Origin of the sequence: Pseudomonas sp. FFUP_PS_473, assembly GCF_002858665.1 — a bacterium.
GTDB classification, from domain to species: domain Bacteria; phylum Pseudomonadota; class Gammaproteobacteria; order Pseudomonadales; family Pseudomonadaceae; genus Aquipseudomonas; species Aquipseudomonas defluvii.
Genome location: NZ_PJQQ01000019.1, coordinates 39,438 through 56,713, shown reverse-complemented (window position 1 = coordinate 56,713; position 17,276 = coordinate 39,438). Strand labels below are relative to the sequence as shown.

Here is a 17,276-nt window from a genome sequence, read left to right as displayed (position 1 = left end):
TTCAGTCAATCTCCAAATCGGTGAGAAGTGCTGCCATCCGGCGTGCGGTGTCGGCGTTCAACGCCTGGCTGTGGCAGGCATCGACCTGCGCGCAGAAACGCGTCAGGGTGGTGGCTTCAAAAAGCTCGCGCAGTGCAACCTGAGTATCCAACTGCTGTTGCACACGGGAAATCACCTGGGTTGCCAGCAGCGAGTGGCCGCCCAGTTCAAAGAAGTCATCGTCCAGGCCGACCCGCTCAACGCCTAACAGTTCGGCCCACAGGCTGGCTACAGCCCGCTCGGTATCGGTCTGCGGCGCCCGGTACTCGCGGCCTGCAGCAGCGTCCGGCTCGGGTAGCGCGCGACGGTCGAGCTTGCCGTTGGCGGTCAGTGGCAACATCGGCAACACCACGATCTGTGCCGGGACCATGTACTCCGGCAGCCGTTCATGCAGGTGGGCCTTGAGCTCGTCCTGAATCGCCGGCACCGGGCTGGCGACATAGCCCACCAGCCGGGGGCCACCGGCGCCCTCCTTGACCAGCACCGCCGCTTCGTTGACCTGCGGGTGGCTTTGCAACTGCGCTTCGATTTCACCCAGCTCGATGCGGAAACCGCGGATTTTCACCTGCTGGTCGATACGCCCCAGGTATTCCAGGCTGCCATCGGACAGGCGCCGGGCCAGGTCGCCGCTGCGGTACAGACGTTGGCTGGCGTCGAACGGGCTGGCGATGAAGCGTTCGCTGGTCAGCTCCGGGCGGTTCAGGTAGCCACGGGCCAAGCCGGCACCGCCGACGTACAACTCACCGGCAACGCCGACCGGTTGCGGATTCAGGTTGGCGTCCAGCACGTGCAGGCTGAGGTCGGCCAACGGCCGGCCAATCGGGCTCGGGCCTCTATGGACAAGGTCTCGCTCGGTGATTTCCCGGTAGGTCACGTGCACCGTAGTTTCGGTGATGCCGTACATGTTGATCAGCCGTGGCTGGCGATCACCGTAGCGCTCGAACCACGGCCGCAGGCTTTCCAGTTCCAGTGCCTCGCCGCCAAAAATCACGTAACGCAGGCTCAACGGCACCGTGTTTTTCTGCGCCAGCGGGATCAACTGACGGAACGCCGACGGCGTCTGGTTCAGCACCGTCACGCCCTCTTCGACCAGCAACGCCAGGAACTCTTCCGGTGAACGGCTGGTGAAATACGGCACGATCACCAAAGAACCGCCGTGCACCAGTGCGCCAAAGATTTCCCACACCGAGAAGTCGAAGGCGTAGGAATGGAACAGGGTCCAGACGTCGTCGTGGTTGAATCCGAAATCGCCCTGGGTGGCCTGGAACAGCCGCTCGACGTTGCGCTGGGTCAACTGCGCGCCTTTCGGCTGACCGGTCGAGCCCGAGGTGTAGATCACATAGGCCAGTTGTTCCGGGTCGATAGTCACCTGTGGTGCGCTGCATGGCTCTGCTGAAAGGTCCAGGGTGTCCAGCGCCAATACCTGTAGCGGCAACTGCAGGTCCAGGCTGGACAGGCTGATCACCTGTTGCAGGCCGGAATCCTCGACCATGTAGGCCAAGCGCTCCACCGGGTAGTCCGGATCCAGCGGCACGTAGGCACCGCCGGCCTTGAGCACGGCCAACAGGGCGACGATCAGTTCCGCTGAACGAGGCAAGGCCACGCCGACCAGCACATCGCTGCCCACACCGAGGCTCACCAAGCGATGGGCCAGTTGATTGGCACGTTGCTCCAGTTCGGCGTAGCAGAGGCTGACGCCCTGATGACGGATCGCCACGGCGTCAGGGCGCAACGCCGCCTGCGCGGCAATACGGGTCGAGATCGGCACGAACGCCGGGAAGTGTTGCTGCAGCGCGCTCCATTGCGCCAACTGCTGCCGCTCGGTAGCGCTGTTGAGCTGCACCCCACCCAGCGCTGTGTCACTGCCAGCCACCAGGTGTTTGAGCACCTGCAGCCAATGTGCGCCCAACCGCTCAATGGTCGAGTGTTCGAAACGTTCGGCGGCATACAACAGGCGTACGTGAACCACACCGTCAGTGTTTTCTTCGGTGTCCAGCACCAGGTCAAATTGAGCACTGCGCTCTGTCAGTTCCAGGCGTTCAAAGCCGAGCCCGCTGCGTTGCGCCAGGCCGGCGATATCGCGGCGCTGGTGGTTGAACAACACCTGAAACAGCGGGTGCGTCCCGGGTGTGCGCTGGCTGACCAGCGTCTCCACCAACTGCTCGAACGGCACGTCGGCGTGGGCCTGGGCGTTGAGGGTGACCTCCCGGGCCTGGCCCAGCAGTTCGCCAACCGTCTGCACAGCAGCCAATTGCAGGCGCAGTACCAGCGTGTTGATCAAACAACCCACCAGCCCCTGGCTTTCGCCCTGCTCGCGGCCACTGACCGGCAAGCCGATGCGCACATCGTGTTGCCCGCTGTACCGTTGCAGCAGCAGACCGAAACCGGCCAGCAGCACATGGAACAAGGTACAGCCATTGGTTTGCGCGGTGTGGCGCAGATCCGCGAGCAATGCCCCGTCCAGCGTAAAGCCATGGCAGGCGCCACGCCCCTGCGACAGTTCCGGGCGGGCACGGTCATACGGCAGGGCCAGCGGTTCGCCCGCGTCCTCCAGTTGCGCAGTCCAGTAACCCAGTTGGCGTTGCATTTCGGCGCCATCCAGACGCTCACGCTGCCAGGCGACGTAATCGACGTAGTCCCACGCCAACACAGGCAACTGCGCAGTCCGCCCAGCCTTGGCGGCGGCGTAGCACTCACCCAGTTCGTCCATCAACAATGCCATGGACCAGCCATCGGCGATCAGGTGATGTAGGCACACCAGCACGACGTGGCGGTCCTGTTCAAGCTGCATCAGCGTGACCCGCAGCAACGACGCATGCTCCAGATCGAATGGACGGGCGATCTCGTCGGCGGCTATCTGATGCACTGCAGCAAGGCGTTGCCCCGGCGCTACATGGTTCACGTCGACATCGCGCCACTGCGGTCTGCGCCCAGCGACGATCCTGAGTCGCGGTTGCCCGGCGTCATCGAAAAACGCGGCGCGCAGCATTTCATGGCGTTCCGCCAATTGGGCAAAGGCCTGGCGCAAGGCGTCATGCTGCAGTTCGCCGCTCAGTTGCAAGGCACCGGCAATGGTGTAGGCACTGCTTTGTGGGTCCAGTTGCGCCAGGAACCACAGCCGTTGTTGCGCCGCGGACAGGGGCAAGACGCCCGTGCGTGGCAGCCGGGGAATAGCCGGCGTCTCGGGTGCGGCCAAGGCCGTCGGCGCCGGTTGCAATGCCGCCAGGGCAGCAATGGTCGGCATGGCGAACAACTGTTTCGGTGTCAGCTTCAAGCCACGTTTTCTGGCACGGGCAATAATCTGCAGGCTCAGGATCGAGTCGCCGCCCAGTTCAAAGAAATTGTCGTCACGACCGACCTTGTCGCACTTGAGCACCGCCTGCCATATCTCGGCCAGGAGGGTTTCGTGCTCGCCTTGCGGGGCCGCGAAGTGCTGCGTGGGGCTGGCCTCGGTCGGTGCGGTCGGCAAGGGCAAGGCGTTTCGATCGAGCTTGCCATTGGCATTCAACGGCAAACGCTCGAGCAGGATCAGTCGGGCCGGCACCAGATAGTCCGGCAGGTGCTGTGCAAGGTGCTCGCGCAGGCTGTCCAGGTGCAGGTGCGTGCCTGTTTCTGCTACCAGATAGCCCAGTAATTGCGGATGTTCATCGGCGTTCAGGCTGGCCAGTCGCACCGCAGCGGCCGCGACACCCGGCAATGCACTCAAGCAGGCGGTGATCTCACCCAGTTCGACGCGGTTACCGCGAATCTTCACCTGATCGTCAGTGCGGCCGAGAAACTCCAGTTGCCCCTCACGCAGGCACACACGATCCCCCGTGCGGTACAGCCGCTCGCCCGGGAATGCCGGCGCGAAGACAAAGCGCTCGGCAGTCTGCCCGGCTTGCCCCTGGTACCCACGCGCCAGGCAGCGACCACTGAGGTACAGCTCTCCCGGTTGCCCGGCGGGCAACAACCGTTGCTCGGCATCCAGCACCCGCGCAACCACGTTGGCCAGCGGTCGGCCCAACGGCAGGCGATCGGGTGTCGAGTGATCGGCGCCCAGTGCCCAGGTCAGCACGCCCACCGTGGTTTCACTCGGGCCATAGTGGTTGATGATCCGGCAATCCGAACGCAGTGCGCGAATGCGCTCCAACAGCGCCCTGTCGCAGGCTTCGCCCCCCACGATCAGGGTATGGCCGGGCAGCACATCGGCTGCGCGCTCGGCGTGCAACAGGCCACGCAAGTGGCTTGGCACGATTTTCAATACCTCAACCTGATGGCGCGTCATGTACTCGGCGAAGCGGTCGGGGTCAAAGCGCCGCTCCTGCCCGGGCACATGCAGCAGGCCGCCATTACACAAAGCGCCGAACAGCTGGGTATGGCCCAGGTCCGCAGCACTGGTCGACACCAGCGCCATGCTTGCCCCGGAGGGCAATTGCAGGCGTTCCAGAATGGCCTGTACATAGTTGGCCAGTGCGCCATGCTCGACCAGAACGCCTTTGGGCTGCCCGGTAGAGCCCGAGGTGTAGATCAGGTAGGCGCCCTGCTCGGCGGACACCCGCAGCACAGGGGCTTCGGCGCTCTGGCCGCTCAGCTCAGCGCTGTCCAGCGCCAACAGCGGATGCGCGCAGGCTTCGGCCAACGTTTGGGTGGCAGCATGGCACAGCAGCAACGCCGCACCACTACCGTCAAGCAGCCTGCCAAGGCGTTCAGCGGGCTGGCGACAGTCCAGCGGCAGGTACACCGCACCGGCCTTGAGGATGCCGAGCAAACCGATGACCAGGTCAACCGATGGCTCGACACACAGGCCAACCGGCGTTTCCGGGCATACACCGCGCTGGATCAGTGCATGGGCCAGGCGGTTGGCGGCCGCTTCGACCTTGGCCCGACTCAGCCGTTGCTGTTCGTCCTGTAGCGCAGGGGCATCGGGATTCAGGGCCAACTGTTCGGCCCAGCCATCGAGCACCGTCACCCACGGGAACTCACGTGTATCGCCGCGCAGTTCACTCAGCGCGTGCGCTGCATCGCCTGGCAGCGCCACCGGCAGTTGCTGCACACGCTGTTCAGGTTGGTTGGCCATGGCCATCAGCACCTGCCGCACTTGCTGCAGCAAACGTTCGATCTGCTGGGCGCTGAACGCCGCGCGTTGGAACGAAAACGTCAGGTGCAGTTGCTCATCAAGACTGGCGATCAGGCTCAACGGGTAGTTGTTACGCCCACGCGCTGCTGCCTCGGCCGCCTGATCGTCGAGCAGGCTCAGCTTCAGGCCCGCCGGTTGCTGGCGCAGCACCTCGTCCAGCGGGTAGTTCTCGAACACCAGAATGCTCTCGAACAGTGCGCCGCTCTGCACGCCGTCGCCGGGACGGGCCATGCGCTGCACGTCGGCCAGTGGGCTGTGCTCCTGTGCACGCAAGTCCAGGTTGGTACGCTGCAAGGCTTGCAACCAGGACACCACCGATTGTTCCATCGGCAGTTGGACCCGTAGCGGCAAGGTGTTGATGAACAGCCCGACCATTTCTTCGACACCGGCCAGCGGCAAGCCGCGACCAGAAACCGTGATGCCGAACAGCACATCGCTGCTGTTGGCATAGTGCCCCAGCAACACGGCCCAGGCGCCCTGCAACAGGGTGTTGATGGTAACCCCCAGACGCTGCGCCGCAGCACGCAGATGCGCGGTTTCACTGTTTGCAAAGGTGCTGCCGAGTTCGGCATACCCTTGTTGCCCGGATGCTGTTGAAAGACGACCCGGCAGCGGCGTTGGCGCCGTCCAGTCGGCCAATTGCCCGTGCCAGAAGTCCTGGCGAGCCGCTACGGATTGCCGTTGCAGCCAACCGATATAGTCGGCGTACGGCCGTGAACCGATCGCGCCCGCCCCGGCTGCATGGCCATGATAATGGCCCAGCACATCGCGCAGGATCAGGCCCATGCTCCAGCCATCAAGGGCGATATGGTGGTTGCTCCAGATCATCCACCATTGCTCTTCAGCAACACGTAACAGGCCCAGGCGTATTTCACCGGCACGGCGGAAGTCGAAACCGGCACGGCGCTCCCCGTCCAGCAGGTCCTGACGGCGTTGGCGCTGTTCGCTCAGGCTCAGGCCGCGCCAGTCATGGGCCTGCAGAGTGACCCGGGCATGGCGCTGCACCACCTGCAACGGCATGCCGACTTCTTCCCAGTAATAGGCGGTACGCAATACCGGATAGCGCTCGGCAACCCGGGTCCAGGCCGCAATCAATGCCTCCTGGTCCAGCAGGCCTTCGATGAGGAAGCCACGCTGGTAGAAGTAGGCATCCTCGGCGCCGTCTTGCAGTGCGTGGAACAGCATGCCCTGTTGCAGCGGCGATAACGGATAGACGTCTTCGATTTCGCGAGCCGCCAACGGCAAGCTGTCCAGTTGCTCCTGACTCAGGCGGGTCAGCGGGAAATCGCTTGGCGTCACCCCGCCCGCCTCGGCGCTCAGGCAATGTTCGAGGACTTCGTGCAACGCCTCGACGTAGCCGTCCAGCAAGGCCTGCACACTGGCAACACTGTGCTGCGTCGTGTCGAAGCGCCAGTTCAGGCTCAGCTCGGCGCCATGCACCTGGGCATTGATTTCCAGGCGCTTGAGCGAGGGGGCTTGCGCGCTCTGTACTTGCCCACACGACTCCGCTGCCAAGACGAACAGCCCCTGCGCCGCGAAGCTGGCGTCCAGTTGGCCGAGGTAGTTGAAGGTAACCTGCGCAGCAGGCAACTCAGCCAGTTGGGACGCCCCCGCCAGATAACGCAGGGCGCCGTAACCGACGCCTTTGCTGGGCACCTGACGCAAGGCTTCCTTGATTGCCTTCAGGTTCTCGCCGATGCCTTCGAAGCGCATCAGGCGTTGTGGGTACAGGCTGGTGAACCAGCCAACGGTGCGGGTCAGGTCGATGTCCGCGAACAGCGCCTCGCGGCCATGCCCTTCCAGATCAACCAGCACGCTGGGCTGCCCGCTCCAGTCGCACAAGGTCCGGGCCAGGGCCGTCAGTAGCAGTTCATCAATGCGCGTGCGGTACGCCGCGTTCGCGGTTTTCAGCAACTGGGCGGTGCGGGCCTTGTCCAGGGTCAGGGTCAGGCTTTCGATACCGCCACCTGGGGTGCCGTCCTCCGGGAACTGATCCTTGGGCCCCGCAAGCTGCTGTTGCCAGTACGCCACTTCCGTTTGCAGCACCTCGCCGTGGGCAAAGGCTTCCATGTGTTCGGCCCAGTGCTTGTAGGCGCTGGTCTTGGCCGGCAATGGCTGCCCGGCGTAGGCCTGCTGCAGATCCTCCAGCAGGATGCGCCACGACACGCCGTCAACCACCAGGTGATGCACCACCAGCAGCAAGCGGGCCGTACCATCGGCCAGCCGAATATGCACGGCGCGCAGCAGTGGGCCGTCTTGCAGGTTCAGACTGGCCTGAGCTTCGTCGCAATGGGCAGTGATGTCTGCGGCAGAAGACGCTTCACACTCCCAGAGCACGGTCTGCTGGCTAAAATCACGGTGGCATTGAGTCCAGCGGTTCCCCTCCTGTTTCCAACTCAGGCGCAAGGCATCATGGTGCGCCACCAAGGCCTGCAAGGCACGGTTCAGCGCCTGGCTGTCCAGCGGTTGCGCAGCCTTGAGCAGCACCGACTGGTTCCAGTGGTGCCGCTGCGGAATCGGCTGTTCAAAGAACCAGGCCTGGATCGGCGTCAGCGGCACCGCGCCGCTGACCGGGCCCTGGTCAATGGCCAATGCACCTTCCAGCGGTTTGGCCGCACGCGCCAGGGCTTGCAGGGTCTGGTGTTGGAACAGGTCTTTGGGCGTCAGCGCCAAACCGGCCTGCCGCGCACGGCTGACCACCTGGATCGAAACGATGGAGTCGCCACCCAGCTCGAAGAAGTTGTCGTGCAACCCTACCTGTTCCAACCCCAGCACCTGTTGCCAGATCGCAGCCAAGGCCAACTCTTCGACAGAAGTCGGCGCTTGGAAGGTCTGGCTTTCCCACACTGGCTCCGGCAGGGCCTTGCGGTCCACCTTGCCATTGGGGGTCAACGGGAAGCGTTCCAGAACCAGGATCTTGCTCGGCACCATGTAGTCCGGCAGTTGCTGTTTCAGCTCGCTCAGCAGGGTTTCAACCAGGCCATCATCGCGGCTAGACACCACGTAACCCACCAGGCGCTTGTCACGCAGCAGCACCACCGCCTCACCGACGTCGGCATGGGCCTGCAGCCGCGTTTCGATCTCGCCCAATTCGATGCGGTAGCCGCGCAGCTTGACCTGTTGGTCGATACGCCCCAGGTATTCCAGATTGCCGTCGGCCAGCCAGCGCACGCGGTCGCCAGAGCGGTACAGCCGGCCACCGGTGGCGGAAAACGGGTCCGGTACAAAGCGCTCGGCGGTCAGGTCTGGGCGCTGGTGATAACCACGGGCCAGCCCTTCGCCGCCAATGTACAGCTCGCCTGCCACACCCGGTGGCAACAGGTTAAGGTCGGCATCAAGCACGTACAGGGTGCGGTTGCCGACAGCACGGCCGATGGGGGCGTACGGTGTTTCGCACGGTACATCGCCGTCGGCCCGCCACAAGGTCGGGGTGACGATGGTTTCCGTCGGCCCGTAACCGTTGATGATGCGCGGCGCTTTCAGGCCACGGCGCAGCAGATCGAAGGTCTCCCGCGACACCGCTTCACCGCCGATGGTGCATGAGCGCAACTTTAAAGGCTGCGGATGCGCCAAAGCCCACTCGGCCAGTTGATGGGCATAGCTGGTGGGGAAATAGGCCACGGTAACGTCTTGGTCCACCAGCGTCTGGTAGCTCTGCTCTGCCGAGATCAGCCCCGGGCCACGCAGCACCAACCGGGCACCGAACATCATCGGCGACAACCACTGCTCCACCGCGCCGTCAAAACTGATCGAGGCAAAATGCAGGGCAATGTCGTCGGCGCTCATGCCGTACAGCTCTGCGGCGGCGCGGCAGTGCATACTCAGGGCACCGTGCTCGACGGTCACGCCCTTGGGTTGGCCGGTCGAGCCAGAGGTGTAGATCATGTAGGCGCGTTGCTGCGGGGCGACCGTCAACACGGGCGCCTGTGTTGGCGCGCAGCTCAGGTCCAGTTGGTCCAGGGCCACGACTTCGACGCCTTCCGGCCACGCCAGTGCCAGCGCGGCATCGCTCAGCACCCACTTCAGGCCCGCGTCCTTGGCCATGTAGGCCAGGCGCTCGGCCGGGTACTCCGGGTCCAGCGGCACGTAGGCGCCCCCGGCCTTGAGGATCGCCAACGGGGCGAGGATCAGTTCCAGCGAGCGGTCCAGCGCGACGCCAACCAGGGTTTCCCGGCCCACGCCCAGATCGATCAAGCGATGGGCCAGCTGATTGGCTCGCTGCTCCAGCTCAGCGAAGGTCAGCGAGCGCTCGCCGCACACCAGCGCCACGGCGTCGGGACGCAAGGCGGCTTGCTGGCTGATGGCTTCATGCACCAGCGGCAGGTGTGGCGTAACGCCCGCTGGCTGGCTCCAGGTGTGCAGTTGGCGATGCTCGTCGGCATTCAACAGGGCCAGCTCGGCCAGCGGTCGAGACGCCCGCTCAGGCAACTGCGCCAGCAGGGCCAGCAATCGCTCGGCGATACGCACAACGCTGCGCTCATCGAAGCGCTTGTGCGCGTAGCTGAAGGTCAACACAAGGCTGCCGTCGGCCTGTTCTTCACTATCCAGGCTGAGGTCAAACGGGGCATCCCCGAGCAACCGTTGCAGGCCCAGCAATTGCAGGCCCGGCAAGGCGTGCAAGGCACTGTGATCCTGTTGCTGGTGGTTGAATGCCACCTGGAACAACGGGTTGTGGCCCAGGCTGCGCTCAGGCGCCAAGGCGTCCACCAGTTGCTCGAACGGCAGATCCTGATGGGCCTGGGCATCCAGCACCTCGCTGCGCGACTGGCGCAACAGCGCAACAAAGCTTTGCTGTGGATCGACATCGGCACGCAGTACCAGTGTGTTGACGAAGAAGCCGACCACGCCTTGCAGCTCCCGACGCGGACGATTGGCCACTGGCACGCCGAGACGGATGTCACGCTGCCCACTCAAGCGTTGCAGCAAGGCCTGGAACGCGGCCAGCAGTAGCATGAACAGGGTGCTGCCTTCGCCCAGCGCCAGGCGCCTTAACAGTGCAACCCGCGTGGCCGGCACGACCACGCTGTAACGGGATGCCAACTGGGATGACTGCTCGCCGGTAACGCTATCGACAGGCAATTCCAGGACCGGCTGTTCGCCGCCCAGGCGCGACGTCCAGTAGTTCAATTGCCGCTGCTGTTCGTCGTCACGCTCAAGGCGCAAGCGCTGCCAATCGGCAAAGTCGACGTAGCCCACCGGCAGCGCTGACAAGGTCAACGGCGTGCGGTCGCAGACCTGCTCGCAGAAATGCGTGTAGAGCCGGGCGAATTCGTCGATCAGCACGTGCATCGAGCTACCGTCAGCGATGATGTGGTGCAGGTTGACCAGCAACAACGCCTCATCGTCGGCGCGCTGAAGCACCTGCACACGGATCAATGGCCCGCACTGCAGATCGAACGGCTCACGCATTGCCTGATCGGCACGTGTGCGCAGTTGCTCCAGGCTGTCGGCAGGCCAATGGTTGAAGGTCACCTGCAAGGCATCGACAGGCAGCAGGCGCAACCAGGGTTGGCCATCGCGCTGCGGGAACTCACTGCGCAGGCTTTCATGACGGGCGAACAATTGGCCAAAGGCCTGCTGTAGCGCGAGGCGGTTCAATACGCCACGCAGGTGCAAGGTCGCGGCGATGTGATACGCGCTACTGTGCGGTTCCAGCTGAGCAAGGAACCACAATCGGCGCTGACCGAGGGACAACGGCAGCGCGCCGCTGCGCGGCAACCGGCTGATCACCTCCAAGGCCGGTCGACCGCTGGCCAGCACGGTGTCCAGCACCGCAGCGAACGCACGCAGGGTGGGCGCTTCAAACAGCAGGCGCGGCGCCAACTGGATGCCGAGTTCATCCTGCAGGCGGGCCAGGCCCTGCATGGCAAGAATGGAGGTGCCGCCCAGGGCAAAGAAGCTGTCTTCGGGTAACACCTGCTCGACCTTCAGCACGTCCTGCCACAGCGCGGCGACATGCGCTTCCCGTGGGCTCAAGGCGGCGGCTGGCGCGTTGCCCGGCTCGCGCACCTGATCGGTCGGGTAAGACGCGTACACGTCATCGCTGCCGGCCAACCACAAGTGGCGGCAGGTCGAGCGCTGCACTTTGCCACTGGTGGTCTTCGGCAATGTCCCCGGCTGCAACAACAGAATCACACTGGCCGGTTCTTGATGGGCCAGCGCCACGCACTCGCGAATCGCGCTGAACAAGGCGGACGGCGTGACCTGCTTCTGAACCGCACGGCTGACTTCCACGGCAATGCCGATACCCTCGCGGCCATCGACCTGCACCGCAAATGCCGCAACACGGCCTTTGCGCAGCAGGTCGATTTGATCCTCGAGGTTTTTTTCGATGTCCTGTGGGTACAGGTTATGCCCGCGAATGATGATCAGGTCTTTGCTTCGACCGCTGATAAACAGCGTGCCATCGTGCACAAAGCCCAGGTCGCCGGTGCGCAGGAATGTCTGCTGGCCGTCGCTCACGAAGGCTGCTGACGTGGCCTCGGGATTGCGCCAGTAGCCGTGGGTAACACTCGGCCCGGCAAAGCAGACTTCGCCAACCTGCCCGTCGGCCAGCGCGAGCAGTGAGCCCGGCGCGGCGATGCGCACCTCGTGCTCGGCCACCGGCCCGCCACACCCCACCAGGCAATCGCCCTGCTCTGCGGCAACGGCCTGCCCCTGCGCCAGTTGATCGCGCACGAAGTGCTCGGCGCGCAAGCCCTGGCCTCGCTGACCGGCACTGACGAACAGCGTCGCTTCGGCCAGACCGTAACACGGGAACAGCGCTTGTGGGTCGAACCCATAGGGTTCGAATTTCTCGCAGAACGCTTGCAGGGTGTCATGACGCACGGGCTCGGAGCCCGAGAACGCCAGGCGCCAGCCGCTGAGGTCAAGGCCGGCCAGGGCACTGTCACGCACCCGCTCGACGCACAGGCGAAAGGCGAAATCCGGCCCGCCGCTGACGCTGCCGCCAAAGCGCGACACCGCTTGCAGCCAGCGCAACGGGCGCTCAAGGAAGTGCCGGGGCGACATCAACACCACTTCGATGCCGCTGTAGATTCCTTGCAGCAGGCTGCCGATCAGGCCCATGTCGTGATACAGCGGCAACCAACTGACGATCACATCGCGGTCATGAATGCCGAAACCGCTGCGAATCGCCCGCGCGTTGGCAATCAGGTTGTCGTGACCGACCATCACGCCTTTGGGCGTCGAGGTAGAGCCGGAGGTGTACTGCAAAAAGGCCAGGCCGTCAGGATCAACGCACGGCGGCTGCCACAGCGAAGCCAGGGCCGGGTCGAGCACATCGACCGCCACCAGTTCAATGCCAGCCAGTGCCGGCAGTTCGCGCTGCAACGCTTGCAGGCCCGGCAGCAAGGCACTGTCGGTGAGAATGAAGCGTGGCTCGGCGTCGCCGATGATCGCCAGCAAACGCTCAAGGTGCTGTGGCTTGAGCGATTCGGGTGGGTAAGCCGGCACAGCGACACAACCGGCGTACAGGCAGCCGAAGAACGCCCCGACATAATCGAGGCCGCTGGGGAACAGCAAGACCGCCCGCTCACCGGCCCCTGCACTGCCCTGCAGGGCTGCGCCGACGCTACGGGCGCGTACATCCAACTGGGCGAAACTGCAGGTCTGGCTGGTTTCGTCGCCATCGACCAACCAGCGCAACGCGGTACGGGTGGGTTGCCGCTCGGCGAGGTATTGCAGGCGCTCGACGAAAGTGCTGTCCGCGGGAATTTGCACGCTCATCACATCACTCGCTAATAAAGAGTAGAAAAGCAGCGCCCGGTTAGGGGGCTGCACAATGCGAAGTCATCAAGAGGCCATCGACCCGTTTCAATCAGCGCGGTGGCCTTGAGCCATGGCTACCACCACCTTGCGCGGCCCTTCGAACGGGTGACGGGCGTGGGCGGTGAGCATGTTGTCGAGCATGAGGATGTCGCCGTTTTGCCAGGGGAAGCTGATCTCCTGTTCGGCGAGTACGCCGCGCACTTCATCGAGCAGGCTGTCCTCGATCGGCGAGCCGTCGGCGTAGTACACGTTGCGCGGCAGGTCGTGCGGTTCGACCACCTCCAGCAGCGACGCACGCACCTCAGCCGGCAAGTTGGAGACGTGGAACAGGTGCGCCTGGTTGAACCAGACGTTGTCGCCGGTGCGTGGGTGCACCGCCGTTACCTGGCATACCTGGCTGGTACGCAGCTCACCGTCCTCCTTCCACTCACAGGTCACGCCGTGGCTGCGGCAGTAGGCTTCGACATAGGCCTTGTCGGTACTGCCGAAGACGTCTTCCCAGGCCACATCCAGGCCGTTGCCAAAGTTGCGCACATAGCGCAGGCCACGGCGGACAAGGTGTTCGCGCAGGCGCGCATCGATACGCCGGTACACTTCGCGGCTGTCGGCAATCGGCGTGGCGCCGCCAACCGTTGCGGCTTGGGCACAGTAGAACCAGATGCGCATCGGCCATTCGCGGGTGTAGGCCTGCTCGTTGTGCAAAGGGATGTGCTGGTGCTTGGGGTATTCGGTCGAGGTGTAGACGCCGCTCGACACCTTGCTGCGGGGTGTCGAGCCGAATTCGTAGCTGAGCAGCGGATGGCCGAACGCCGCCGCGAAGCCCTGGAATTCATCGATGCCGTTGACGTCGAAACCGCGGAACAGTAGCCCCCCGGCCTGCTCCAGGCGCGCACCGGCCAGGTCGCTGAGGGCAGCGAAGTTGGCCATCAGGGGCGCCCGCCCCTGCTGCGGGGTAATCAATAGCGGCAGGCTCTGGCCGGGAATCAATGCCTGGACGTCGACGCCCCAATCGGTGCAACTCATGCGTTCGTGCATCTGTGTAATCCTCCTGAACGCCGCCTCGGCGGCCTGCTGATTCATCCGCACACCCGTTCGCTGCGGCGCAATCGCGCAAGGTGTGCGCGCAGGTGGTCGAGCACCTGGGCTTCACGCGCATGCAAAAAGAAGTGATCACCGACGAATGAGGTGCAACTGAAGGTGCCGAGGGTTTCCCCACGCCAGGCTTGCAGGGCGGCGGCGCCTATCGCGTCGCCATCACCGCCCAGCACGTGCACTGCACACGTCAGGGGTGGCCGGGGTACCGGGGCATAGTTGGCACACAGGCGAAAATCGGCGCGCAGCACTGGCAACACCATCGCCATCAGCTCAGGGCTGTGAATGACCGCTGCAGCCGTGCCGCCAAGCCGCTGCAACTCGTCGATCAGGTCAGCGTCGGCATCCAGCCGCGTGTAACGCTCATCGTCCCGATGACCGGGCGCGCTGGCACCAGAGAGGAACAGTTGCTCAGGTTGCGGCAACCCGCCGTGGCGCAAGGCATGCGCCACCTCGAAGGCAATCAATGCGCCCAGGCTGTGACCGAAAAAGGCGTAGGGCGCATGAAGATCGGCGCGCAACTCGGTGACCAGTTGCGCGACCAAAGGCGCCAGTTGCTCGTGCAACGGCTCGCCGAAGCGAGCACCACGGCCCGGCAGCTCGACCGGTCGAACATCGAGCCAGGCCGGCAAGCCGCGGCGCCAGCGTGCATAGCACTGAGCGCTGGCCCCGGCATAGGGGAAACAGAAGAGTTTTACCACGAGGTCTTCTCCACCAATCGTCTACAACGCACCACAGAACCTGATGCGTGTATGGAACGTTATGCAGAGAAGACGAATGACAATGAGAATAGTTTACAACAAGTACTTCAGACCCTGATCAAGGCCTCGGAGCCAGTTCCAGGGTGTGATGTGCCTGCTGCTCAAGCCGTTTACGCTCGCTGATCATCGGCACCAGGCGACCGTTGGCCCAGCCCTCCCGCATGTCGCTGTAGTGCGCTGAAAAGGGATTGCCTGACTGACCGCTACTGAGGATGAAACCGGACGCTTGCGGATCATTGAGGTCATACACCGCACGCAGGCCTGGCCCGACATCGTCGAGGTACTGCCTACTAACCGGGTCGTAGTAATAACCGGCATAGTTCACCGTATCCCGCCCACCATCGTTGGCAATACTCAGGTTGAACAGCCGCGACAACACCGGCACATCGCCGAACACGGCATGGCGGGAAACGGCCTTGTGCGCATCGCCCCACTGCCACCCGCTCATGGCATCGCCGTACTGCTGGCTCAAATTATCCAGCGCTTGAGCCAGGGAGTCGCCCAGCAAACGTCGGCAGGCCGTGACGCCGTCTGCCTCACCCAGGGCTTCGCCACACCAGCGACTCGCCCCCGCGCGATCCGACAGCACCGAAGCGATAAAGGCAGGGTTGTGTGCGCCAATCTGCTCAAACAGGTCCCCCAGGCGTTCGCCATACAGGCGCTCGGTGAACAGGCGCAACCACTCGGCATAGATCAGCGGCTCGGCGCGCTCACGCAGCATCGCGCCATCCCAGTTGGCCAGGCGTTGCACGGCTTCGCGGGTGCGGGCATCGTGCGCAGGAACCTGCAACATCAACGGCAGCAACTGGCGAGCGACCGGATTGCTGGCGTCCATTTGCAAGCGCTGCATGCCGTCGCGCGAACGCTTGACGCCTTCAGCCAGCAGTTCATGAATACGCTCAGCGCGATACGGCAGTACCCAGTTGGAGGTAATCCAGCGGTTGTAGCCCGGTGGCGTGATTTTCTGGTTTGCGGTGACCAGTTCGCCATTGGCCGGGTCGCGCTGTTGCGGCAAGTCGTCAAAAGGTATGAACCCTTGCCAGTCATAGCGGGCCTCCCAACCGGGTGACGGCGCGCGGCCCATCAGGTCGTTATCGGCTTGACGCTGCGGCACCCGGCCGGCAGCAATAAAACCGATGCTCCCGGCCGTATCGGCATAAACGATGTTCTGTTGTGGCGAGTGAAAGTCCCGCGTTGCGGCCAGCAACCCCGAACCATCGACTGCCAGCGCGGCCTTCAACGGGAATTGCAGGGAAAGGTCGTCATCACGCAGCCCGACCCACTCCAGTGCAATCACCCTGCCCTCGCCCGCCAGGTGTCCAGCGCGCTCCAGCACATCGGAAATCACCGGGCCATGGCGTGTGCTGCGTACACGCAGCAGAACATCGTCGCCATCCTTGACCCGAATACGCTCCTCACGCACGGCAAACGCAGCACTGCCCTCAGGCGTCAGGTAATGGCTGCTGTCGCCGGGCAACTGCTTTTCCAGAAACAGATCGACGACATCCGAATGGGTGTTGGTGAATGACCAGGCGACGTGCTGATTACGGCCCAGAATGACCCCGGGCATGCCCGGCAATGTCGCACCGATGACATCCAGCCCCGGCGCATGAAGTTGCGCCAGGTACCATAAAGTGGGCGCACTGAGCATCAGGTGCGGATCGTTGGCCAACAGTGGCTTGCCACTGTCGGTACGGCTACCGGCCAGCGCCCAGCTGTTGGAGCCGATGCCCACCGGCTGCCGCTCGGGCAAGGCAGCCAACAGCCCGGCCCATGGGCTGCCAGTGCCGGCATAGCGTTGCTTGAGGTCAGGCAGCACGGGGCGTTGATCGCCGGGATAAGCGGGCATCAGCTCGGCCACTTGCGCCGGACTGAACTGTTGGCTCAGTTGTGCCGTGGCCAACTCATCCCAGAGATTGCCGGCCATGCGCCAGGCCATGAGCCGGAAAAACGCCAGCGAGTCGCTTGGCTGCCAGGGCCCTGGGCGAAAGCCGGCAATCACGAACTCTGGCGCCAATACCGGGTGCCCGGCCAGGTAGGCGTTGACGCCTTGGCTGTAGGCGTCCAGCGTGGCCCGGGTATTGGCATCCAGCGCGGCCAGGTTGCGTTCGGCGATGGCCTGCAACCCCAGGGTGCGGAACACCCGGTCACTGGGCAACGCCTGGGCGCCGAACACCTCGGCCAAGGTGCCGGTGGCCATGCGCCGGTTCATCTCCATTTGCCACATCCGGTCCTGGGCATGCACGTAGCCAAGGGCGTAATAGGCATCAGCCGGGGTTTTCGCGAACAGGTGTGCGATGCCATCGGCATCACGCAGCACATCGACAGCGGCAGACAAGCCGCTCACCGACACCCTGCCCTCGGTTTGCGGCAACGAGCGCCAGGCGTAGACCGCCATGGCACCTGCCAGCAGCAGTAACGCCGCCAGCAGGAGGATGGCCAAGCGTTTCAGATAGATCATCGGGCTTCCGTTTCAACTGATCGATAGGCAATCA

Annotated in this window: 4 protein-coding genes; all 4 read right to left on the bottom strand. The window is 64.0% G+C overall.

Annotated features, from left to right (window positions below; genetic code table 11):
* Position 1: 1 nt before the first annotated feature.
* Entirely contained in the window at positions 2 to 12,886 is a 12,885-nt protein-coding gene (locus CYD26_RS14730; RefSeq protein WP_102052935.1) for a non-ribosomal peptide synthetase, read from the bottom strand.
* Between the two features lie 87 nt (positions 12,887 to 12,973).
* The gene (locus CYD26_RS14725; protein WP_065760196.1) at positions 12,974 to 13,951 is read right to left on the bottom strand and encodes a TauD/TfdA family dioxygenase; all 978 of its coding nucleotides are present in this window, start codon (positions 13,949 to 13,951) and stop codon (positions 12,974 to 12,976) included.
* Positions 13,952 to 14,004: 53 nt separating this feature from the next.
* Entirely contained in the window at positions 14,005 to 14,721 is a 717-nt protein-coding gene (locus CYD26_RS14720) for a thioesterase II family protein (protein ID WP_099774857.1), read from the bottom strand.
* 118 nt (positions 14,722 to 14,839) lie between these two features.
* Entirely contained in the window at positions 14,840 to 17,242 is a 2,403-nt protein-coding gene (locus CYD26_RS14715) for a penicillin acylase family protein (RefSeq protein WP_102052934.1), read from the bottom strand.
* Positions 17,243 to 17,276 lie beyond the last annotated feature (34 nt).

What these genes read in the sequence shown, in the direction of transcription:
- CYD26_RS14715 (WP_102052934.1), bottom strand. Translation starts at nt 17,242, where the DNA reads ATGATCTATCTGAAACGCTTGGCCATCCTCCTGCTGGCGGCGTTACTG.
- CYD26_RS14725 (WP_065760196.1), bottom strand. Translation starts at nt 13,951, where the DNA reads ATGAGTTGCACCGATTGGGGCGTCGACGTCCAGGCATTGATTCCCGGC.
- CYD26_RS14730 (WP_102052935.1), bottom strand. Translation starts at nt 12,886, where the DNA reads ATGAGCGTGCAAATTCCCGCGGACAGCACTTTCGTCGAGCGCCTGCAA.